A 21,734-nucleotide genomic window follows, 5' to 3' on the forward strand; every position below is an offset into this window, starting at 1 on the left:
GGTGATCGTGCCGGTGGAGCCGCAGTACGGCGGTGGCTCGCTCGCCGACGTGCTCCCATCGGTCGCCGGTGCGCTGTCGGTCCCCGGCGAGCAGAACGCCCTCGGCCTACCGCCGTCACCGCGGTACGCCGTCCTGCTGCTCGACGGACTGGGGTGGAACCTGCTGCAACGGCACGCGGATGCCGCGCCGTACCTGGCGTCGTTGCTGCCGACCGGTCGCAGCCTGACGGCTGGAGTGCCCTCGACCACCGCGGTGAGCCTCACCAGCCTTGGGACCGGGTTGCCGCCTGGCGCCCACGGCATCGTCGGCTACACCTCGATCGTGCCGGAGACCGGTGCCTTGCTGAACGCCCTGTCCTGGGACGCACCGGTCGACCCGCGCCGCTGGCAACCGCATGGCACGGTCTTCGATCGCGTCGCCGCTGCCGGCGTTGCCACGCGCAACGTGAGCAAGGCACGCTTCGACTCGTCGGGTCTGACGGCCGCGGCGTTTCGGGGGAGTGCCCACCGGGGCGCTGACACCATCGAGGACCGGCTGGACGCGACTCGGTTCGCGAGCCGTGAAGGTAGCTCGTCGTTGGTGTACGTGTACGACTCCCAGTTGGACTACACCGGTCATCAGCAGGGCAGCGAGTCGTGGCAGTGGCAGAAAGAGCTGGCCGCAGCGGACATGTTCGCGCAGCAAGTCCGGTCCGCGTTGCCGCGCGACGCTGTACTGCTCGTCGTCGCCGACCACGGGATGGTGGACGTGGCGCCGGAGCACCGCCTCGACCTCGACGCCGAGCCTGCTTTGACCGACGGCCTGCGACTCATCGGGGGCGAGTCACGCTTCCGGCATCTGTACTGCCTCGCCGGGGCAGAGGCCGACGTCATCGCGACGTACCGCGAGCGGCTGGGGGACAAGGCGCTCGTGCTGAGCCGGGAGGATGCGGTCGCACGTGGATGGTTCGGTGCCGTCGAGGACCGGGTTGCGCCGCGCTTGGGCGACGTCGTGGTCGCCGCACTCGGACCGGTTGCGCTGGTCGCGAGCCGCCGGTACCCGCCCGAGGCCGGACTGATCGGGCTGCACGGCTCGCTCACCGTCGACGAGATGTTGATCCCACTGCTCGTCGACGCCGGCCGCTAGCTCTGGTCCGCGGCTAGAAGCTCCAGACGTCCCAGAAGAAGCTGGTCTGCGCCGTCTTGGCCTCGCCGTCCCGGGCGACGACGGTCACCTTGTAGCGTCCGGAGCCGGGGGTGAGGACTCCGGTGATCCAGCCGCGCTCGGGGTCGATGCTGAGCCCCGGCGGCAAGCCCGCCGCCGAGTAGCTGATGTCGCCGGTGCCACCGGTCCCCTTCATCAGCAGCGGAATCGCCGGCGCTCCGCCGAATCCGAGCTGCTCGGACGGCTCGGTGATCGCCACCGCACCCTGCGGCTGCGCGGCCGCGGCACCGACCGCCTCCGCCGCGTCGACCATGCCCTCGCCGTAGAAGGAGTTGTTCGCCGCCGAGCCGACGCACTGACCGGACGAGCCGGCCGGGCAGGCCAGGTCGTTCGCCTGCTGCGCGAGCCGGGCACGCACCTGCGCGGGGGTCAGTCGAGGATCCACGCTCCGCAGCAGGGCCGCGACGCCGGCGACGTGCGGCGACGCCATCGACGTACCCTCGAGCACCTTGTAGGCGCCGCCCGGAACGGTCGAGTAGACGCCCTGACCGGGGGCGGCCAGGTTGATCTTGTTCTCACCGAAGTTGGAGAACTGCGACTTGGTGCTGGTCGAGTCGACGGAGGCCACCACGACCACGTTCGGCAGTTCGGTCGGCAGGCTGATGCAGTCGTCGGCGACCGTGCGCGGGGCCGGGGTCGAGTCGTTCGGGCTGGACTCGTCGGTGCTCTTCTCCGCCAGGTCGTAGTCCTCGTTGCCGGCCGCGGCGACGTTCACCACGCCTTTCGCGTCCGAGTACGCGACCGCCCGGCGGACCGCCTCGGCGATCGCGTCCTGGTCCTGGTCCGTCGGGCACAGGAACAGCCACGGGTCGACGTAGTAGCTGTTGTTGGTGACCGAGACACCCTTGTCGGCGGCGAACATGAACGCGCAGACCGTGTTCTCCGGGAAGAACAGCTGACTGTCTGGCTCGGCGATCCGGATCGACGAGATCTTCACGCCAGGGGCGACGCCGATCATGCCGATCCCGTTCCGGGCCGCGGCGATGGTGCCGGCGACGTGCGTACCGTGCTCGCCGACCGGCCGCCAGGCGCCGGGCCGGGTGTCGGCCTTGCCGTAGGCACAGGACGCCGACTTGCTCGTGTCGAAGTTCGCCTTCAGGTCGGGGTGCTGGTCGTCCACGCCGGTGTCGAGCACGCCGACCGTGATGCTCTTGGAGCCAGGGTTCTTCTGCCAGGCCCGGTCCGCGCCGATCTGGGTCATGTCGCCGCGATCGATCTCGGGCGAGGTGGTGGCCGCCTCGGGCACCACGGGCGGGATCGCCGGGTTGCCGACCTCGGCGGGCAGGTCCGAGGTGCGGGTGGCGCCGGCCTTCTGGACGCCGTCGACGCCACGCATCTTGGCGGCGAAGTCGGTGGCCGTCGAGTGCGCCACGATCACCCCGATCGCGTCGTACGTCGCGTAGACGGTGCCGCCGTTCGAGCCGACCGCGCCGGTGACCTTTCCGGTCTGGCCCGGCTCGGTGATGACGAAGTACGCGCGGAGTCCGGCCTGCGCCCGGACCGGCGTCGCCGCGGCCGGCAGGGTGGCGGTGGCGGCGATGAGACAGGCCGCGAGGAAGAGGACCAGAGCTTTGCGCACGTTCCATTCAAACCGCCCGGAGGCCCAGAACCCAAGCCGGACCCTCCGGCACACCCCGGCGTGCGAGGTGATCCGCTGACTTGGCAGGATGTGCGCCCGTGGCTGAGCTGCTCTATTTCACCGGGACCATGGACTGCGGCAAGTCCACGCTGGCGCTGCAGATGGACCACAACCACAAGGCCCGGGGCCGGCTCGGGCGGATCTTCACCAGCCACGACCGCGCCGGTGAGTCGGTGCTCTCGTCCCGGCTCGGACTCGCCGCCGAGGCGGTCGAGGTGCGGCCCGAGTTCGACTTCTGGGATTACGTCGTGAACGAGCTGACCCAGGGCGGCCGGATCGACTACGTGGTGTGCGACGAGGCGCAGTTCTACAGCCCGCTGCAGATCGAGCAGCTGGCCCGGCTGGCCGACGAGCTGCAGATCGACGTGTTCTGCTTCGGCATCCTGACCGACTTCCGGGCGACGCTGTTCCCGGGATCGGCCCGGTTGGTGGAGCTCGCGGACCGGATGGAGCTGCTGCAGGTCGAGGCACTGTGCTGGTGCGGTGAACGAGCCACGCACAACGCCCGTACGATCGGTGGGGAGATGGTGACCGAGGGCGAGCAGCTGGTGGTGGGTGACATGGTGACGCTGGACCACGAGGTCTCCTATGAAGTGCTCTGCCGCCGGCACCACCGCCGCCGCCTCACCCAGGCCCGCGCCCGCGCCACCCTGTCACCCGAGGTACTGCCCTTCGGAGGAGCCGCGTCATGAGTCCCTTGATCACCATCGACGAACTGCGTGCGGCGGACCCGAAGCCGGTTCTCATCGACGTCACCTGGAACCTGGCCGGTCCTCCAGGCAAGGAGGCGTACGACGCGGGCCACCTGCCGGGAGCACACTTCGTCGACCTGGACACCGAGCTGGCCGGTCCGCCCGGACCCGGTCGCCACCCGTTGCCCGAAGCAACCACCGTGACGGCCACGTTGCGCCGGGCCGGGGTGTCCGCGGACAGCGCTGTGGTGGTCTACGACGCCGCCAACTCGATGGCGGCCGCCCGGGCCTGGTGGATCTTCCGGTACTTCGGGCTGTCCGACGTACGCGTCCTGGACGGCGGCCTCGCCGCGTGGCAAGCCGCCGGGGGAGAGGTCACCACCGACGTCCCTGCCGACGGCGCCGGCACCTACACCGCCACCGGCGGCCACCTCCCGCTGCTCGACGCCGATGGCGCGGCTGCCGTTGCGGCGTCCGGCGTACTCCTGGACGCCCGAGCCCCCGAGCGCTTCGCCGGCGAGGTCGAACCCATGGACCCGGTCGCCGGCCACATCCCCGGCGCCACCAACGCCCCCACCACCCAGAACGTCGACGAGACCGGTCACTTCCTCCCCGCCGCCGAACTCCGTGAACGCTTCGAAAAGCTCGGAGCCACCGCGACTACCGAAGTCGGCGTCTACTGCGGTTCCGGCGTCACCGCCGCCCACGAGGCCCTGGCCCTCGACCTGGCCGGCCTCCCCGCCACCGTCTACATCGGCTCCTGGTCCGAATGGATCACCGACCCCTCCCGCCCGATCGCCACCGGCAAGCACTAAGCCGTTGTACGGCGGCTACGTACGGGCAGGCGCGCGCCCTGCTCCACGAGCACCCTGATCCTTCTCGGTGGCAACGGCGGTGGCGGAGAGGAGCGTCGCACCGGCGAGGCTGCCCCAGAGCGCAGCCGCGCCGTGGGAGGCGAGTGCGGTGATGACCGCCGGGGAGATGGCGAGGCCGAAGCCTGTGGAGAGCTGGAAGCGGGCGAGGGTGCGTCCCAGGACATGCGCCGGGGTGAGGGCGGTGACGAGCGCGGTAGCGCTGCCGGCATAGATGATCTCGCCGATCGTGCAGACCACGGATACCGTCGCGACGGCCGGGGCACCCCAGCCGTGTCCCAGTGAGGTGGCTACGAGGAAGCCGAGGTAGGACGCGGCGAGTATCACGCCGGCGAGAGCCAGCACGGTTCGCCGGGAGAACCTGGACATCAGGACGGTGACCGGAACCTGCAGGGTGACCACCAGCACCGTGTTGCCCACCAAGATGGCTGCCGGCCACACCGGGGATGCGTGCAACTGGGTCACCAGGACCAGAGGGACCGGGATTTCGAAGACGTTGAGGCAGAAGACGTAGACCACGTTCGCTGCCAGCAGCGCGCGCATCCGAGGTGCGGGCCGGTCCGCCCTGTCCTTGGCCGAAGTAGCGGCCGGATGCGTGTGGAGGTGGACCGACCATGCCAAGGCTGCCGCCGCGAGATAGGCGAGCCCGCTGACGGCCGCCATCGCCTGGAACGCGGTGGTGCCTCCCGCCAGACATGCGGTGGCGAGGAGCGCACCCGCGCCCAGGCCGGCGTTGCGCACGGCGCGGCCGGCCGCGAGAGCGGCGTCGCGTTCGCGGCCGTGGGCGACCGTGGCCACGAGGGCTGCATGGGCGGCCGGCCATGACTGGTTGCCGATGCCGAGGAAGAGTGCCGCCGTCGCGAACAGCCAGACGTGCCCTGCCGGGGCGGCCAGCAGCAGCGCCACGCCCACCACACGCACCAGCATCGACGCCGCCACGACCGTGCTGCGTGCGCCCCGGTCCAGCCATCGGCCGACCGCGGGCGTGCATACCAGCGCCACGACGACGCCGACGGTCATGGCGATGCCGGTGGTCGGAGCGGACAGCCTCAGCACCGTCACCCCGTAGAGCAGCAGAAAGGGCCGCAGCAGGCCGGTGCCGAGCGAGTCCACGGCCACGGCCACGGCATAGCGGGGGCCTCCGGAGGCCCGGACGAGGGCGCGCGGCTGGATCTTGGTGCTGGTTCCCATGGCGTCAACGGTGCGTGAGGCCGCCGGGCCGGCCATGTCGGTTGACGGACACCGTCAATCGACGCGTTCGCCGGCCGTCCGACCAGCGATGATGAGGAGATGACGTTGAGGATCGACATCGGCGGCCTGCCGTCCGGGCGAGTACGGTTCGCTGCCTCCCCGCTGGCCGAGCTGACCGCGATGCTGCACGTGCTGGCCGAACCCGGGCATCACCCGCAGCTCGCCGGCTGGGCCGGGGACGTCTGGGCCGGGCTGCGGCCGGAGCTGGCCGAGCGGCTCAGGGAAGCGGAGTTCCTCTGGCGTTCCTCACGAGCCGACTTCCTGGTCCCCGCGCGTCCCCGGCCCACCCTCGCCGACGAGTTGGACGACGTGGACCGGATCGACGATGAAACCTATGTGACCGCCGCGCTCGTCACCACATGCGGCAGCAACCGGGTCCACTTCGCCGGGCCGTCGCCGCTCGCCGACGCGACGGCACGCGAGCGTGCCTTGGACCTGGCCCAGGCCCGCGGCGCGGTCCAAGAGGCCTTCGCGGAACGGCTGCTCGCGGACCCGGCCGCAGTGCGGGCGCGGGTGCGCCACACCCTCGAACAGTGCGCAGAGGCCTTCTTCGACGCCGCCTGGACAGGCGTCGCCGTGCAGCTTGCCACCGACCTGCGGCTGAAGAACGACCTGCTGAAGCGCCAGGGCATCGGGGCGGCACTCGCCTCGGTCTCCAGCGCCGTCACCCTGGCACCGGACGGCGACTGCATCATCGTGGACAAGCTGCAGGACAAGGCGACCTCCGCCCACGGCACCGGGGTCACCTTCGTCCCCAGCGTCTTCGGCCGCCCGCACCTGGTAGCGGTCCACGCCCCCGGGTGGCATCCGGTGGTGCAGTACCCCGTCGCCGAGCAGAGTCCATCGGAGCCGGTGTCGCTGGAAACAGTCACCCTCCGGCTGGAGGCACTCGCCAATCCGATCCGCCTGCGGCTACTGCGCACGCTGGCCCGGGGCCCGCACACCACCGGCGAGCTGGCCGACGCCTGGGAGCTTTCACCCCCGGAGGTCTCCCGCCACCTCGCCGTCCTGCGCCGCGCGGGCCTGCTCTCAACCCGGCGGCACGGGCGCTACGTCCACTACACCCTCAACCTGCCCGATCTGACGGCACTGGGGGCCGACCTGCTGGCGGCAGTACTGCGCTGAGTAGCAGCGCGGCTAGTGCGGGCCGGCGACACCGATCAGGTTGCCTTCCGGATCGGTGAACTGACCGACGACCAGCTTCCCCGGTACGCCGTCCGGCCCGAAGACCCGCTGTCCGCCGAGTGCCTCGGCCTGGTCCAGCGCGGCTCCGACATCATCCACACCGACATAGAACAGCGCCTTGGGCCGAACTGTCGCGCCACCACCGACGCCGCCGTTCAGGCCGGCGATGCTCGCGTCCACGAAGCCGTACGAGCCTGCTTCGGAGACCTGTCCGGAGACGGTGTCCCCGAGCTCGTAGGTCCAGCCGAAGGGCTCTCGGTAGTAGGCGTGCAGGCGGGCGGGATCGGTCCCCGTGATCTCGAAGTGCACGACATGATTCGGCATGATGCCCCTTCTCGAGTGGCTGTCATCGGGAACGTCGGAGCCTGCTCCGGGCGTTCGACAATCATGTACGTCGATGCGCGGGGAGTCCGAACGTATTACGAGGAGCTCGGCGCGGGTGAGCCGGTCCTGCTGATGCAGGGTGACGACGACTGCGTCCGGATCGAGCACACCGCCGAGGTCGCCCGGGCGATCCCGGACGCCCAGGTGGCCGTCGTACCGGGGACCTCGCACGGACTGCCGCTGGAGAAGCCCGGGCTGGTCAACAGTCTGCTGCTCGACTTCCTGGCCGATCCGCAGCCGCCCAAGTTCATGCCGCTGGGCGACCTCAACCCCTGAGCGAAAGCGCTGCAGCAATTGACCCTCTTCTAGGCATTGAATTAGTAACACGCTTGGTTTAACTTACTCGGGACCTGGCCGGTGTGTAGCTCAGAGCACATCGGCGGCATCCGGAAACCTGAGGAGTTCCGATGACGAGAGTGAGCAGGTGGGGCGCCGCCCTGGGGGTTGCCGGGCTGGTGCTCGCGGCCGCGGGCTGTGCGAAGGGCACGACGCCGTCGGCGTCCGGCGCCGGTGGCGAGATCGACCAGAACGCCCCGGTCACCATCACGATCGGGGACCGCCCGACCCCCGACAAGCCGAACGACCTGAAGGCGTTCAACCAGAAGATCGCCGACTTCACCGCCAAGAACCCGAACATCACCGTGAAGTCGACCGAGACCAGCTGGCAGGCCCAGACCTTCCAGGCCCAGGTGGCCGGCGGGACGCTGCCGACGGTGATGAACATCAGCTTCACCGAACCGGCCAACATGATCCCGAACAAGCAGCTGCCGGACATCACCGACGAGCTGAAGCTGGTCGACCTGACCAAGGACCTGAACCCGAACGTCCTGAAGATCGTGCAGGACGCGAACGGCCGGATCTACGGCGTACCGATCGACGTCTTCTCGGTCGGCATCGCCTACAACCGCGCGCTGTTCACGAAGGCCGGCCTGGACCCGGACAAGCCGCCGACGACCTGGGACGAGGTCCGCCAGTACGCCAAGCAGATCTCCGAGAAGACCGGCAAGGCGGGGTACGCGCAGCTGACCACGAACAACACCGGTGGCTGGATGCTGACCACGATGACCTACAGCATGGGCGGCACGGTCGAGAGCGCGGACGGCAAGAAGAGCACGTTCAACGACGCGCCGACCAAGAAGGCGCTGCAGCTGCTCAAGGACATGCGCTGGACCGACAACTCGATGGGCAGCAGGTTCCTGTACACCCAGGAGGAGGTCCGCCAGGACTTCGCGGCCGGCAAGATCGGCATGGTCCTGCAGGCGCCGGACGCCTACGACATGAGCGTGAAGCAGTTCGGCATGAAGCCCGCCGACTTCGGTGAGGGCGCGCTGCCGCAGGACGGTGGCCCGTACGGCACGCTGACCGGCGGCTCGCTGAAGATGATCAGCCCGAAGGCGACCAAGAACGAGATCGTCGCCGCGCTGAAGTGGATCAAGTTCGACCAGTTCGACAAGTACACGACCGAGTCGGTCGCGGTCCAGGACGCCAAGAACACGATCGCCGACAAGGGTTTCGTCGGCCGTCCCGGCATCAGCCCGCTGAGCCAGGAGACGTACGACCAGTTCAACAAGTGGCGTGAGCCGTACGTGAACGTCCCGGTCAAGCAGTTCCAGGGCTACATCGACTCGACCACGTCGCTGAAGCTGCTGCCCGAGCCGTCGAACAAGGGCCAGGAGGTCTACTCGCTGCTCGACCCGGTGGTCCAGCAGGTGCTCACGAAGAAGGATGCCGACATCGACAAACTCTTGAGTGACACCGCTTCGAAGATCGACGCACGCCTGGCCCGGTAGCCGATGTTCCAGCTACGTACGCCGAAGCGGAGCCGGAGCAGTGCCAGGTCCGTCGCGACCTGGTACCGCTCCGGCGGGCTCAGCAGCATCTTCTTCGCCCTGCCCCTGGTGCTGATCTTCCTGTACTTCTCCTGGGGACCGATCGTCCGCGGCCTGGTGCTCAGCTTCCAGAAGAACAACCTGGTCCTGCCCGCCGAGTGGGTCGGGATGTCGAACTTCAGTTACGTGCTGACCGATCCGCAGCTCCCGCAGGCGGCGCTCAACACGCTGTACTTCGCCTTCCTGGCACTCCTCTTCGGCTTCCCGGTGCCGCTGTTCCTGGCCGTGTTCATCAGTGAGCTGCGCAAGACCGGATGGCTCTACAACGTGTTCTCCTACTTGCCGGCCGTGGTCCCGCCGGTGGCCGCGATCCTGTTGTGGACGTTCTTCTACGACCCGAGTGGTGCGGGCGTCTTCAACTCGATCCTCGGCTGGTTCGGGATCGGGCCGTTCGCCTGGCTGAACTCGCAGACCCTGGCGATGCCGGCCATCGTGCTGGAGGCGACCTGGGCCGGCGCGGGCGCCACGTCGATCATCTACCTGGCGGCGCTGACCGGCGTACGCACGGAGTTGTACGAGGCGGCCGAACTGGACGGCTCGGGGATCTGGAGCCGGGTCTGGCACGTCACCCTGCCGCAGATCCGCGGAATCATCCTGATCATGATGCTGCTGCAGCTGATCGGGACGTTCCAGGTGTTCACCGAGCCGTTCCTGTTCACCGGCGGCGGCCCGAACAACGCCACCATGACGGTCCTGCTGCTGATCTACCGGTACGCGTTCGTCAACGGAGACTTCGGCGCCGCGACCGCGCTCAGCGTGCTGCTCGCCGGGGTGCTGTGCGTGCTGTCGGTCGTCTACCACTTCGTCACTCGCCGCTGGAGTACTTCATGAGCTACGAGCGCGGAATCATCTCGACCAAGGACCGGCAGCGCAGCGTGGTCCGCGTCGGCCTGCCGGCGATCCAGGTGCTGATCTTCATCGGTGTCCTGATCGCCGGCGTCGGCCCGCTGCTCTGGCTGCTCAAGTCCGGCGTCTCCACCAGCCAGGACATCCTGAGCGGCCCGATGCAGCTGTGGCCGTCGGGGATCCAGCTGAAGAACATCCCCGACGCCTGGAACCGGGTCCAGATCGGCGCCTACCTGGGCAACACCGCGTTCATCGCGATCGGCTCGATGATCTCGACGCTGTTCGTGTGTACGACGGGAGCCTTCGTACTGAGCATCCTGCGGCCGAAATGGGGACCGATCGTCACCGGAGCCGTCCTGGCGACGCTGTTCCTGCCTGGTGTCATCTCACTGGTCCCGCTGTACATGACCGTGCTGAAGATGCCGCTGCTCGGGATCAGCCTGCAGAACACGTTCTGGGCGGTCTGGCTGCCGTCGGCGGCCAGCGCGTTCAACGTCCTGGTGATGAAGCGGTACTTCGACTCGATCCCGCGCGAGCTGATCGAGGCCGCCCGGATAGATGGGGCGAGCAACCTGCGGTTGTTCACGGCGCTGATCCTGCCGCTGTCCAAGCCGATCGTCGGCGTCGTCGCACTACTCACGGTGATCGGGTCCTGGAAGGACTACCTCTGGCCGCTGCTCGTCCTGCCCGACCCGCGGCTGCAACCGATCTCGGTTGCCCTGCCACGGGTGCAGAAGACCACGGAGATCTCCCTGCAGATGAGTGCCCTGTTCCTCGCGGTTCTGATACCTGTCGTGTTGTTCTTGTTGTTCCAGAAGCAGTTCCTGCGAGGCGTGGGGATGGCAGGGGGTATCAAAGAGTGAGTCCACTCAACGGCCGGCGGGTGCTGGTGACGGGGGCGGCCGGGCGGATCGGCCTGGCGACGGTTGAACACCTGAACGAGCTCGGGGCCCGGGTGACGGCGTTGACCAACGTCGAGCACCCGGACCTCAAGGCCGACCGCGTGCTGATCGGGGACACCCGGTCCGAGCCGGACGTCGCCCGGGCGCTCGAGGGCGCCGAGTACGTCGTTCACCTGGCGGCACTCGCTCACCCGTCGGCCGGTACGCCGTACGACGTCTACGCGATCAACGTGGTGTCGACGTTCAACGTGCTCGCCCAGGCCGGAGCGCTCGGGATCGAACGGGCCGTGATCGCGAGCAGCATCAACGCGACCGGGATCCCGTTCAACCCGCACGAGATCAAGCCGGCGTACTTCCCCTGGGACGAGAAGGCGCCGGCCGACGTCGGCGACCCGTACTCGCTGTCCAAGCAGAACGACGAGAACACCGCCAGAATGGCTTGGCGGCGCTGGGGGATCGATGTGGTCGCGTTCCGCTTCCCGCACGTGAACTCGGCCGAGGTGCTGCAGCGTCTGGCCGGCAACGCCCGGGAGACGCCGGCCGCCGGACTGCGGGAGGCCTGGAGCTACCTGGACACGCGGGATGCGGCGTACTCGATCGAGCTCGGGCTGACCGCGCCGGCGTCCGGGGCGCATACGTTCTTCGTCGCCGCGGGCACTACTCTCGCGCCGTACGCGACCGAGGACCTCCTCGGCGCGTTCGCGCCGGACGTGCGGCGGTCGCGCCGGTTCATCGGCCGCGAGGTGCCGATCGACCTGACGGCCGTCCGGACCGTGCTCGGCTTCCAGGCCCGGCACGAACTCGACCTACCGACCCTTCCCCTGGAGCTCTGAATGCCCTCGAACTTCGACCAGCCGTGGCCCGTCCGGGACGACGTCCGGATCCGCGAGGTCAAGGCGATCGTGACCGCGCCGCAAGGCATCCCGCTGGTGGTGGTGAAGATCGACACCACCGAGCCCGGCCTGTACGGGCTCGGGTGCGCGACGTTCACCCAGCGGTGGAAGGCTGTCCAGACGTTCGTCGACGAGCATCTGGCCCGGCTGCTGGTCGGCCGCTACCCGGGTGACATCGGCGACCTGACCCGCCTCGCCGGGTACTCCGGCTACTGGCGTGGCGGACCGGTGACGAACAACGCGATCTCCGGCATCGACCAGGCCCTGTGGGACATCGCCGGCAAGCGGGCCGGCATGCCGGTCTACGAGCTGCTCGGCGGCAAGGTCCGCGCGGCGGCCGACACCTACATCCACGCCAGCGGCAAGACGATCGAGGAGACCCTCGACCACGCGCAGAAGCTGATCGCACAGGGCTGGCGGCACATCCGTCTGCAGGTCTCGACGCCTGGCGGCGGCGGGTACGGCGCTCCGCGGGTGCCGACCCTCTATCCGGACGCGCCGTACCACAACGGCTGGTCCGCGCGGGACTACCTGCGGACGACGCCGGAGCTGTTCGCGGAGGCGCGGCACGTGCTGCCGGACAACATCGAGCTGCTGCACGACGTGCACTCCCGGCTCACGCCGAAGGAGGCCGTGCTGCTGGCCCGGTCGCTCGAGCCGCACCGGCTGTTCTTCCTGGAAGATGTGCTGGCGCCCGAGCTCTGGGACCGGCTGCCCGAGGTGCGGGCGGCGTCGCCGGTGCCGCTGGCCGTCGGTGAGCTGACGACGTCCTTCGGTGACGCGGTCCGCCTGATCCGTGACGGCGGCGTCGACTTCATCCGGTCGCACGTGTCCGACATCGGCGGTCTCACGCCGGCCCGGAAGCTGGCCGATCTCGCCGAGATCTCCGGCGTCCGGACCGCGTGGCACGGGCCCGGTGACACCTCGCCGATCGGCGCGGCCGCGAACGTCGCCCTCGACGTCAGTTCCGTTGCCTTCGGCATCCAAGAGGGTCATCTCTACAACGAGGCGACGTACGAGGTGTTCCCCGGGACGCTGCGGATCGAGGACGGCTGGCTGCGTCCGAACGAGGCTCCCGGCTGGGGGATCGACCTCGACCTGGAGGCGGCGGCCCGTTATCCCGCGCAACTGTCCGGACACGACGAGTGGGCGGCCGGCGTACGACGCATCGACGGAGCGCTAGAAGCACCGTGATCAAGCACCTTCGGCAGTACGATCGCGGCTAATCGGGAAGAGCGGGGAGGTGGCGATGGACGACTCGGGTGAGGAATCGGAGCTGCGGCGCGCGGGCGCGAACCAGTACGACCTGGGGTCGTTCAACGAGGCGGTGATCATCGAGACGATCCGGCTGGCCGGGATCATCAGCCGGACCGAGATCTCCCGCCGGACCGGTCTCACCCAGCAGTCGGTGTCGCGGATCCTGCGGATCCTCCTGCAGCAGGGGCTGCTCGTCGAGGAAGCGCAGGAGCGCGCCGAACGCCTCGGCAAGCCACGCACCCCGGTGCGGCTGCGCTCGAACGCGGCCCACGCGGTCGGCATCCACATCGACCCCGAACTGCTGACCGTCGCGGTGGTCGACCTCGACGGCACGATCGTGCGCCGGGAGACCGTGGACCTGGCCGACGATCTGGAGGCGACCAAACTGGTCGACCTGGCCGCCGCGACCGTGACCGCGGCGCTCAGCATCAGCCAGATCGACCTCGCCTCGATGCTCGGCGTCGGCGTCGCCGTACCGGGGCCGATCGACGCGGACGGCTCGCTGCTCGCGCTCCCGCTGCAGCCGGCCTGGCGTGGTCTGAAGATCCGCCAGTTGCTGCAGGAGAAGCTCAACCATCCGGTCCTGGTCGAGAAGGACGGTACGGCGGCCGCGATCGGCGAGCGCTGGATCGGCCGCTCGGCCCGCTCCCGCGACTTCGCCTACCTCTACCTCGGCACGGGCGTCGGCAGCGGCCTGATCCTGAACGGCTCCGTCTACCGCGGCGGTACGGCGAACGCCGGCGAGTTCGGCCAGATCGCAGCACTGCGGATGGGGGAGTGGACTCCCGAGGACGGTCCGCGGATGGTGCCCGAGTGCAACCCGACCGCCTCGCTGCCCGTGATCGCCGCCGACTTCGGGTACGTCGAGACCGACCCGAGCGCGACCGACGAGGCGAAGCGGTACAAGGCCGTCTGCAAGGCGGCCTCGGACGGGGACGCGGCAGCCGTCAAGGCGGTCACCCAGGTCGCGCGGGTGATCGGGCAAGGGGCGGTCGGCCTGGTCGACCTGCTGGACATCGACCTCGTCGTACTGGGCGGACCCGCGTTCGGGAAGGAGATCTCGGAGATCTTCCTGACCGAGATCGGCCGCGCGGTGAACGCGCATCCGGTCGCCCGCGAGACCCGGCCGGTCGTGGTCGAGGAGTCGATGCTGCAGACCGACGCAGCCGCGGTCGGCGCCGCGTCGACGATCTTCCACGACGCCTTCACGCCCCGGGTCAGCGGATCCTCCCAAGCACGTAGGCTGCCCAAGTGATCGAATCCCGCCCGCTGACGACCGACGTTCAGCTCCGCATCGCCACCCTCGACGACGCCGCCGCGCTGGCCGACGAACAGATCCGCAGCAGACAACACCTCCGGCCCTGGGAGCCCGAACGGGTGGAGAAGTGGTTCACTCCGGCCGGACAGGCGGAGCGGTTGACCTACCAGCTCGAGCGATACAAGAACGGGCAGGTCGTGCCGTGGGTGCTCGACGCCGGCGACCGGCTCGTCGGCCAGATCACCCTGAGCGACCTCGTGCCCGGACCGTTCCGCAGCGCGAGCCTCGGCTATTGGCTCGCCGTCGAGGTGCTCGGCCGGGGGCTGGCGACCCGCGCGGTCGACGCCGTCGCGGAGATCGCCGACTCCGAGCTCAAACTGCACCGCATCGAGGCGAGCACGCTGACCGGCAACACCGCGTCGCAGCGCGTCCTCGAGCGCACGGGTTTCCGGCAGATCGGCACGGCGCCGACGTACCTGCACATCGACGGGTACTGGCAGGACTGCAACCTCTACCAGCGCATCCTCAACGACCGCGCGCCCGGCGCCTGACGACCGTGTTGCGTCCGAAGAAGTGTGGGTCATAGCCCTCACTTCTTCGGACGCAACGGCCTAGTTCGGTGGGAGGCGGATGCCGCGGGAGACGTCCACGTCGTCGTAGCGGCCTTCCAGTACGTCGATGAACTTGACCGGACGCTGCAGGGTCGACGCGATGTAGACCGCTCGGACCGTGGCCAGGGCGTCGATCGCGTCGTGGACGGTGATCGCCGGCTGCTGACCGTCGGCGATCGCTGACAGGATGTCGTCGTACTGCGCCTTGTGGCCGCCGGGCGGACCGACGTCGATCGGGGCGTCGTCCTTCGCACCGTCGACGTTCAGGCGGCTGAGCAGATCGTCCTCCACCTCGGCGCCACCCGCGGTGCCGTGCACCGACAGCCGCGTCCGGCCACCCGGGAAGGCCGCAGTCGTCGCGTGCAGGGTGCCGACGGCACCGGACTCGAAGGTGATCGTCGCGACCACGGTGTCCTCGACCTCGATCGCGTGATGCGCCGCCCGCAGTGCCTGGGCCTGGATGTTCACCGGTCGGCCCATGAACCACAGCATCAGGTCGACGGTGTGCACACCCTGGTTCATCAGCGCGCCGCCGCCGTCCAGTTCCCAGGTACCGCGCCAGCCGGCGGAGGCGTAGTACTCGTCGCTGCGCCACCAGGCAACCGTCGCGACCGAGGACGTGAGCTCGCCGAACCGGCCGGCGTCGATCGCCTGCTTGATCGCCGCGCTGCCCGCGTCGAACCGGTGCTGGCTGATCACGGAGGAGAGGACACCCTGGTTCCCCGCCCGCGTGGCCGCCGCACCGAGGCGACGGGCCCGGGTCAGATCGACGTCGATCGGCTTCTCGATGACCACGTGCTTCTTCTCGTTCAGCGCCTGCTCGGCCAACTCGGCGTGCGTCCCGCTCGGGGTGCAGATCGCGACCAGCGTGATGTCCGATCCACTCAGCGCACCGGCCAGATCGTCGTACAGCTTCGGTTCGGGCCGGCCCGCCTCCGTCAGCCGCGCCGCCAGCGCCTCACGCGCGCCGGCGTCGATGTCGACGAGGGCGGTCACGGTCGCATCCGGCCGTGCCGCGATCGTGTCCGCGTGGGTGCGGCCGATGATGCCGCAGCCCACGATCGCGACCTGCTGCTGGTGTGTGTCAGCCATCTCGCTCCTACTTCGCCTGGAAGTTCGCGGTCAGAACCTGGTCCGTGCTGACGGTAAAGGTGTACGACGGCTCGGTCGAGACCACCGTCCCGTTGACGGTCCAGTTCTGGAAAACGCTATCCGATGTTGGCGTCGCCGTCACGGTGACCTGCGCGCCGACTTCGTAGGTGCCGGGTTCGGATTCGTTGCCGCTGATCTTCGCGGTGCCATCACCACTGACCTTCACTGAGACGCTGCGCTGGACGACGTTGATCACCATCACGTTGCGTAGCGTGGCGGGGCCGCTGAGGGTGGCGCCGTTGTACCGGGCGAGGTTGGTCGCCTCGACGTCGCCGTTGACCACCTTCACGGTATGACCGTCGGTGCCGAGGTTGTCCGTGCCCAGGTTGAACGCGTCCACCTGACCGGAGTTCACCACGAGCCCGTCGTGGAAGCCGTACGCGAAGACAGTGAGCAAGGTGAGTCCGCGGGCGCCGTCGACGGTGACGATCTTGGCGGTCTTGCGCATGTACTTGTCGATGACGAGCTCGAAGATGCTGCCCTCGTTCATCCAGTACGGCTGCTGGTAGCCGACCCGGGTGACCGCGTTGCCGTTCGACAGCACGCCCTCGATCCGGCCGTCGCGGCCAGGGCCGATCGCGATCGCGTGGTCGAAGAAGGCGCCGGCGACCTTGCGGACCACGACGTCGTCACCGCTGAGGTCGATCCCGTTCCACGCGTTCGGGAAGCCGGCGTTGATGACGTAGTTCCCGCCGGCGTGCCCGCGGACGGCGTACGGGTACGGTACGACGCCCTCCGCCGAGCCGGGGTTGTTCTCGGGGTAGAACACCCGCAGCCCACGGACGCCCGCACGGTTCTGCAGGGTGAGCAGCGCTGTCTCGGTGTTCTTCTCGAAAGCCTGCAGAACGGTCCCACCACTTGCGCCGCCCTGGTCCCGGTTCGGCACCGCGGACGCGCCGCGCAACTCGACCTTCGCGGGGACGGTGAGATGCGTGCCGATCCGGTACCACCCGGCGGGCAGATAGACGATGCCGCCGCCGTCGCGCCCCGCCTTGTCCAGCACCTTCTGTACGGCGCTGGTCGCGTCGGCGGCCGGGAGATATCCGACTCCGTGCGCCGCGTCGACGACGTACAGCGACTGCTTCGGCTTGGGCAGCGGCTTGGTCTGGTACGTCGGTGCCGTGCCGGACATCCGGTGCACGATCCCGTCGACGGCGCCGGTCAGCGAGGTGCCGGTGACCTTGACGTAGCCACGCGAGTTGTCCTGGATCGCGTGGTCACTGCCCTCGATCCGGCCGGCCGCGAGCGTCATACCCCACCGGTCGTCCATCACGTCGACGAGCAGGCCGGTCCCGGTCCGGCGGATGTCGGGTTCCAGGAAGCTGCCGGTGAACTGGGCCCGCTGGCCGGCGACCACATGGATGCCGACCGCGTAGTCGGCCAGTGAGATGCGGTGGAACTGATCCCACTCGAGGTCGCCGAGGACCAGGCCGGTGCCGTGCGCGCGGGTCCACGCGTCCAGCGCCGTACGGGCCGGTGGGTGGTAGGCGGCCGGAGCGGACGCCCAATAGGAGTTGCTGAAGGCAACGTTCTCCCAGGTGCCGACGTCGGCGCCGTTGTAAGCACGGGCACCCTCGAACAGCGCCGTACCGCTGATGTTGCGGATGGTGGTCGACTCGTGCACCTGGCCGGAGCTGGGGGCGTTGCCTTGGTCGTTCGGCATCGTGCTGACGCCGATGCCGCGGTACGAGTTGAGCATGGTGACGTCGGAGACGGTCGCCATCATGTAGTTCTCGTTGCCGATCCAGGCGCCGCCGGGGATCTCGAACGTGTAGTTGTACGGCACCGGGTCGGTCGCGTTCTGGTTCGGGTAGTACGTCGTGACGCCGAGGACGCCGGCGCTGCCACCGATCCGGAAGAGGCTCGGTCCGTCGTCCCCTGACGGCAGGTCGGCGATGACCACGGTGCCGTAGCCGGGCGCCTGGCCGTGATCACCGCGGAGCGTGCAGAACGCGTGCACCTCGATCGTGTCGGTCACCTTGTACTTGCCGGCCGGCAGCCAGATCGTGCCGCCGCCCGCGTCCTGGCAGGCGTAGATCGCCTGCTGGATCGCCTGGGTGGAATCACGCCGGCCGGTGCGGTCGGCGCCGTACTGGGTGGCGTCGAAGTCGGCGACGACACCGTCCTCGGTCGGGTTGATCGTGTCGACCAGGCGCGGGTTCGGTGTCACGACCGGGGACTGCCGGAGCTCGAGTTCTTTGACGATGAAGGAGTCGGCGCCGGTCATCGCGACCCGGACGTACCGTGCGGAGGTGGACGCGAATCGCGTCTTGCTGACCTGGTTGCCGCCTGGTGAACCGATCCGGCCGACGCTGGTGAACTTGGTGCCGTCGTTCGAGACCTGGACGGTGTAGTCGGGGGAGTAGGCCTCGGCCCATTCGACGCGGACGTCGTTGACCGGTCGCGGCTTGCCGAGGTCGAGCTGCAGCCAGGAGTCGCCCGGGCCGCTGGTCCAGGCGGTGTTGTGGTTGCCGTCGTTGACGTTGGTGACCCCTGTGCCGCTGCTGGCGGTCGCCGTACCGGATCCGGCGAAGTTGGTGTTCACCGCCGACGCGGTGAACGCGTCCAGCTTGGCTTGCAGGTTCTGCAGTGCCGCCTTGACCTGTACGTCGGTCACGCCTGGCGTGGCCGCGACAGCGCGGGCGTCGTCGATCGCGGCGCGGAAGGTGGCGCGAGAGCCGACCGGGTACTGGCCGTCGCGGGTGCCTTCGCGGGCGGCCGTCTCAGTGCGCGCGGCCTGGTCGATCAGGTCGAGGAGGCCCTCGGTGACGTTGAGCGTGGTCGCGACCTTGGCGACGCGGACGGCGGCGACCTTGAGGTCGACCGAGCCGTCGCCGTTGTGGATGCGGAAGTCGCCGCCGTTGGAGCGGTTCGTCATCACCGCGTCGGGCAACGCGAAGGTGTATGTCTTCCACGTCTTGGTGTCGCCGTAGCGAACGACTTCGGAGTTCTTGAACTTCTCCGGGATCGTCTCGCCCGGGGAGTCGTAGTGCAGGCCGAACTGACCGTTGCCCTCGTCGAAGTAGTCGATGCTGATCAGCACCAGGCTGTGGTTGTCGTAGAGGTAGGTGTCGGCAACGTTCATGTAGAAGAAGTTCGTGCCTGGTGCCGGAGCGGTGTGATCGGTCTGCCAGTACGGCCGGCCGTCCTGCACTCCGGTGACGAGATGCGCCGCGTCGTCCCCGGCGCGCGGACTGATACCGCTCTGGATCGGCGACGCACCCAGCTGCACCGAGGCGCCCGCCGTGCTGATCCGGAGACCGGCGATGGTGATGTCAGCGCTCCCGAAGAGCCTCAGGTCGGCGTCGCCCAACCGGTTGGTGAACCCGATGTCGGTGAGCTCGAAGACGCCGGTCTTCCACTGGCCGGTGTTGGTCAGCTGGACGTCCGTCGTGTCCGCCTGCGGATTCGTCTTGGCGTCGTACTGCAGCTCGAGCGTGCCGGTACCGGCGTCGAGATAGGTCACCGTCACCAGGACGTCGTCGGTGCCGATCTCGTCGACGTAGTCACGGTCGACGTCGAACTCGAGGTAGCCGGTGTTCGCGGCCTGGTTGGTCTGCCAGTAGGTCCGGCCCTGTTCGGTGCCGGTTCGGAGCCCAGTGGGATCGTCGCCGGCCGCGGGCTTCACCCCGAGCGTGGTCGGCGTCGGTCCGAGATCGGTGCCGACCCCGCTCGGGTACATCGTGGCGGCGTGGGCCGTTGGTACGGCGATCACGCTCGAAAGAAGGAGAGCGGGGAGGACCCGCGCGAGCAGGCGTCTGGACATGCTGAAAACCTCCAGGTGGCGGGCCGGAGTACATGCGACAGCAGGTGCGCGGATAAGTTAAACCAAGCGTGTTACTTATTCAAGACCCCGGCCTCCGGCGCAGCAGAACGGCCGGAACGGCCGCGATCACTGTGAACGCGATCGCCCAGGCGAAGCTGTGCGCGTAGGCGATCCGCGCGGTGTGGCCGGTCAGCTGGTCCTGCAGGACCACGGCCAGGGTGGCTGCGCCGAACGCACCGCCGAGCTGCTGCATGATCCGGGTCGTGCTGCTGGCGTCCGGGATCTGCCGCGGCTCCAGCTCCCGAAAGGCGCCGACCATCACGGCCAGGTTGACCGCACTGAGCCCCGCGCCACGCACGACGAGAGCGATCGCCAGCAGGACGTACGTCGTACCCGCGAAGGCGAACGGGATGGTGCCGATCGTGGTCAGCGCGATGCCTACGAGGACCACTGGGCGCGCGCCGAGCCGATCGGTGATGCCGCCGGCGGGGTGCCGAACTGGAGGCCGTGCTGCTCGACGCCGCCTGGGACGAGCTGATGGAGTCCCGGTACGCACGGCTGACGATGGAGGCGGTCGCCGCGCGGGCCCACACCGGCAAGCAGGTGCTGTATCGGCGGTGGAGAAACCGGGCGGAGCTGGTGGTCGCGGCGATGCGGCATCGCACCGGCTCGATCGTCGAGGACATCCCCGACACGGGGAGCCTGCGTGATGACGTCCTCGCCGTACTGCAGCGGATGGCCGACCGGTTCGCGTCGGTCGGGCCCGACATCGTCCACGGTCTGCTGGCCGAGGCGCCGGATCTGGATCCGGAGGTCTACAGCCGGATGTCGGGCGTGATGGCGACCATCGTCCAGCGGGCGGCGGCCCGCGGTGAGATCCCGACCGGGGATGTTCCCGCCCGGGTCCTCACCGCACCCACCAACCTGCTGCGCCACGAGATGGTGTTCGCCCGCGAGCCCGTCGCCGCCTCGACTCTCACGTCACTCGTCGACGACGTGTTCCTGCCGTTGGTCCGGACTACTTGAAGGCGGGGAGGTTGCGGGTGACCCAGTCCGTGAAGGTCCGCGCGGGGCGGCCGAGCACCTTCTCCACGTCGGGGCTCACTTCTTGCTCGGCCGCGGTCGGCGTACCGAGTGCGCCGAGGGTGGCCTCGACGACCGGCTCGGGCATGTAGGCCAGCATCCGGCTGCGGGCCTCCTCGCGGCTGAGCTCGACGAACTGCACCGGCTCGCCGACAACCTGTCCGATCGCTTCGGCCTGCTGTCGCGGCGAGATCGCCACCGGTCCGGTCAGCGTGTAGACGTTGCTGGCGTGACTCTGGTCGCGGAGCGCAGCGGCGGCGACCTCGGCGATGTCGTCAGGATCGACGGCCGGCAGGGCGACGTCGGCGAACGGGGCCGCCATCAGCCGCTGGGTGCGGATCGACTCGGCCCACTGGAACGCGTTGCTGGCGAAGTTGCCAGGGCGCAGCATCGTCCAGCCGAGGCCGGACTGCGTGACCGCGTCCTCGAGGTCCGACGGGTGCCGCTTGGTGCCGACGCCTTGCGAGGACAGCAGGACGACGCGCTCGACACCTGCGGCTTCGACGACCTCCATGACGTCCTTCATGTTGCCGTTGGCCAGGAACTCGGCGGCCGTCAGCAGGAAGACCGCCTCCGCTCCGTCGAGTGCCGGCTCGAGAGTCTCCGGCTGAGACAGGTCGGCCTGCAGGCGCCGTACGCCGTTCGGTACGCCGTTCGGTACGTCGGAGATCCGGCGGGAAACTGCGGTGACCTGCTCGCCTGCGGCGGCCAGGGACTGGATGAGCGGGCGGCCGACGTTTCCGGTCGCTCCGGTGACCACGATCATGTTCTCTCCTCGTTCGGTTGATCTGACGAGGACGCTACTTGCCGTGGGATAGTAGGTACCTAGAGGAAAGTATTGGCTGGGAGG

Annotated in this window: 20 protein-coding genes; 13 read left to right on the forward strand and 7 right to left on the reverse strand. The window is 69.0% G+C overall.

Features of this window, described 5'->3' with window-relative positions:
• The first annotated feature begins 1 nt into the window (after nucleotide 1).
• Nucleotides 2–1,126 (forward strand): alkaline phosphatase family protein, encoded by a 1,125-nt coding sequence (locus OG558_RS34015; protein ID WP_405066637.1) that lies wholly within the window; start codon nucleotides 2–4, stop codon nucleotides 1,124–1,126.
• Nucleotides 1,127–1,139: 13 nt separating this feature from the next.
• Here OG558_RS34015 and OG558_RS34020 read toward each other — a convergent pair whose 3' ends face one another.
• Nucleotides 1,140–2,783 (reverse strand): S8 family peptidase, encoded by a 1,644-nt coding sequence (locus tag OG558_RS34020; protein ID WP_405066638.1) that lies wholly within the window; start codon nucleotides 2,781–2,783, stop codon nucleotides 1,140–1,142.
• Between the two features lie 98 nt (nucleotides 2,784–2,881).
• On the opposite strand from OG558_RS34020, the gene OG558_RS34025 reads away from it, so the two are divergent.
• Together OG558_RS34025 and OG558_RS34030 are read left to right on the forward strand one after the other, a co-directional pair.
• A complete protein-coding gene (locus tag OG558_RS34025; protein ID WP_328520871.1) occupies nucleotides 2,882–3,535 on the forward strand; it encodes a thymidine kinase in 654 nt (217 codons plus the stop codon).
• Nucleotides 3,532–4,350 (forward strand): sulfurtransferase, encoded by an 819-nt coding sequence (locus tag OG558_RS34030; RefSeq protein ID WP_405066639.1) that lies wholly within the window; start codon nucleotides 3,532–3,534, stop codon nucleotides 4,348–4,350. Before OG558_RS34025 ends, OG558_RS34030 begins: the two co-directional genes overlap by 4 nt.
• A gap of 15 nt (nucleotides 4,351–4,365) precedes the next feature.
• On the opposite strand, the gene OG558_RS34035 is transcribed toward OG558_RS34030, so the two are convergent.
• Entirely contained in the window at nucleotides 4,366–5,598 is a 1,233-nt protein-coding gene (locus OG558_RS34035) for an MFS transporter (RefSeq protein ID WP_405066640.1), read from the reverse strand.
• Between the two features lie 99 nt (nucleotides 5,599–5,697).
• Here OG558_RS34035 and OG558_RS34040 point away from each other — a divergent pair, with 99 nt between their 5' ends.
• Nucleotides 5,698–6,783 carry a DUF5937 family protein gene (locus OG558_RS34040; protein WP_405066641.1) on the forward strand — a complete coding sequence of 362 codons (1,086 nt, stop codon included), beginning with the start codon at nucleotides 5,698–5,700 and terminating at the stop codon, nucleotides 6,781–6,783.
• Nucleotides 6,784–6,795: 12 nt separating this feature from the next.
• Here OG558_RS34040 and OG558_RS34045 read toward each other — a convergent pair whose 3' ends face one another.
• A complete protein-coding gene (locus OG558_RS34045) occupies nucleotides 6,796–7,167 on the reverse strand; it encodes a VOC family protein (protein ID WP_405066642.1) in 372 nt (123 codons plus the stop codon).
• A 15-nt stretch (nucleotides 7,168–7,182) separates the two neighbouring features.
• Here OG558_RS34045 and OG558_RS34050 point away from each other — a divergent pair, with 15 nt between their 5' ends.
• The 8 genes from OG558_RS34050 to OG558_RS34085 all read left to right on the forward strand — a co-directional run bounded on the left by OG558_RS34050 (nucleotide 7,183) and on the right by OG558_RS34085 (nucleotide 14,823).
• The gene (locus tag OG558_RS34050; protein ID WP_405066643.1) at nucleotides 7,183–7,503 is read left to right on the forward strand and encodes an alpha/beta fold hydrolase; all 321 of its coding nucleotides are present in this window, start codon (nucleotides 7,183–7,185) and stop codon (nucleotides 7,501–7,503) included.
• A 131-nt stretch (nucleotides 7,504–7,634) separates the two neighbouring features.
• The gene (locus tag OG558_RS34055; RefSeq protein ID WP_329477262.1) at nucleotides 7,635–9,017 is read left to right on the forward strand and encodes an extracellular solute-binding protein; all 1,383 of its coding nucleotides are present in this window, start codon (nucleotides 7,635–7,637) and stop codon (nucleotides 9,015–9,017) included.
• A 3-nt stretch (nucleotides 9,018–9,020) separates the two neighbouring features.
• On the forward strand, nucleotides 9,021–9,947 hold the full coding sequence (locus OG558_RS34060) for a carbohydrate ABC transporter permease (protein ID WP_405066644.1): 927 nt from the start codon (nucleotides 9,021–9,023) through the stop codon (nucleotides 9,945–9,947).
• Nucleotides 9,944–10,825 carry a carbohydrate ABC transporter permease gene (locus OG558_RS34065; protein WP_329477258.1) on the forward strand — a complete coding sequence of 294 codons (882 nt, stop codon included), beginning with the start codon at nucleotides 9,944–9,946 and terminating at the stop codon, nucleotides 10,823–10,825. Before OG558_RS34060 ends, OG558_RS34065 begins: the two co-directional genes overlap by 4 nt.
• Nucleotides 10,822–11,697, forward strand: a complete 876-nt coding sequence (locus OG558_RS34070; protein WP_405066645.1) for an NAD-dependent epimerase/dehydratase family protein — start codon at nucleotides 10,822–10,824, stop codon at nucleotides 11,695–11,697. Before OG558_RS34065 ends, OG558_RS34070 begins: the two co-directional genes overlap by 4 nt.
• The gene (locus tag OG558_RS34075; RefSeq protein ID WP_405066646.1) at nucleotides 11,698–12,951 is read left to right on the forward strand and encodes an enolase C-terminal domain-like protein; all 1,254 of its coding nucleotides are present in this window, start codon (nucleotides 11,698–11,700) and stop codon (nucleotides 12,949–12,951) included.
• Between the two features lie 55 nt (nucleotides 12,952–13,006).
• Nucleotides 13,007–14,269: an ROK family transcriptional regulator gene (locus OG558_RS34080; RefSeq protein WP_329477252.1), complete on the forward strand. Its 1,263-nt coding sequence runs from the start codon at nucleotides 13,007–13,009 to the stop codon at nucleotides 14,267–14,269.
• Nucleotides 14,266–14,823 carry a GNAT family N-acetyltransferase gene (locus OG558_RS34085; RefSeq protein WP_405066647.1) on the forward strand — a complete coding sequence of 186 codons (558 nt, stop codon included), beginning with the start codon at nucleotides 14,266–14,268 and terminating at the stop codon, nucleotides 14,821–14,823. Before OG558_RS34080 ends, OG558_RS34085 begins: the two co-directional genes overlap by 4 nt.
• 60 nt (nucleotides 14,824–14,883) lie before the next feature.
• Here OG558_RS34085 and OG558_RS34090 read toward each other — a convergent pair whose 3' ends face one another.
• The 3 genes from OG558_RS34090 to OG558_RS34100 all read right to left on the reverse strand — a co-directional run bounded on the left by OG558_RS34090 (nucleotide 14,884) and on the right by OG558_RS34100 (nucleotide 20,357).
• Nucleotides 14,884–15,975: a Gfo/Idh/MocA family oxidoreductase gene (locus OG558_RS34090; protein WP_329477248.1), complete on the reverse strand. Its 1,092-nt coding sequence runs from the start codon at nucleotides 15,973–15,975 to the stop codon at nucleotides 14,884–14,886.
• A 7-nt stretch (nucleotides 15,976–15,982) separates the two neighbouring features.
• On the reverse strand, nucleotides 15,983–19,801 hold the full coding sequence (locus OG558_RS34095; protein WP_405066648.1) for a discoidin domain-containing protein: 3,819 nt from the start codon (nucleotides 19,799–19,801) through the stop codon (nucleotides 15,983–15,985).
• Between the two features lie 79 nt (nucleotides 19,802–19,880).
• Complete coding sequence (locus OG558_RS34100) at nucleotides 19,881–20,357, reverse strand: MFS transporter (protein WP_405066650.1); 477 nt, start codon at nucleotides 20,355–20,357, stop codon at nucleotides 19,881–19,883.
• Here OG558_RS34100 and OG558_RS34105 point away from each other — a divergent pair.
• On the forward strand, nucleotides 20,309–20,827 hold the full coding sequence (locus OG558_RS34105) for a TetR/AcrR family transcriptional regulator (protein ID WP_405066651.1): 519 nt from the start codon (nucleotides 20,309–20,311) through the stop codon (nucleotides 20,825–20,827). The two genes, OG558_RS34100 and OG558_RS34105, sit on opposite strands and share 49 nt — an antisense overlap.
• Here OG558_RS34105 and OG558_RS34110 read toward each other — a convergent pair.
• Nucleotides 20,820–21,650, reverse strand: a complete 831-nt coding sequence (locus OG558_RS34110; RefSeq protein WP_405066652.1) for an NAD(P)H-binding protein — start codon at nucleotides 21,648–21,650, stop codon at nucleotides 20,820–20,822. The genes OG558_RS34105 and OG558_RS34110 overlap by 8 nt on opposite strands.
• Nucleotides 21,651–21,734 lie beyond the last annotated feature (84 nt).

This window comes from Kribbella sp. NBC_01510, from assembly GCF_045040325.1.
In the GTDB taxonomy this organism is placed as follows: Bacteria; Actinomycetota; Actinomycetes; order Propionibacteriales; family Kribbellaceae; genus Kribbella.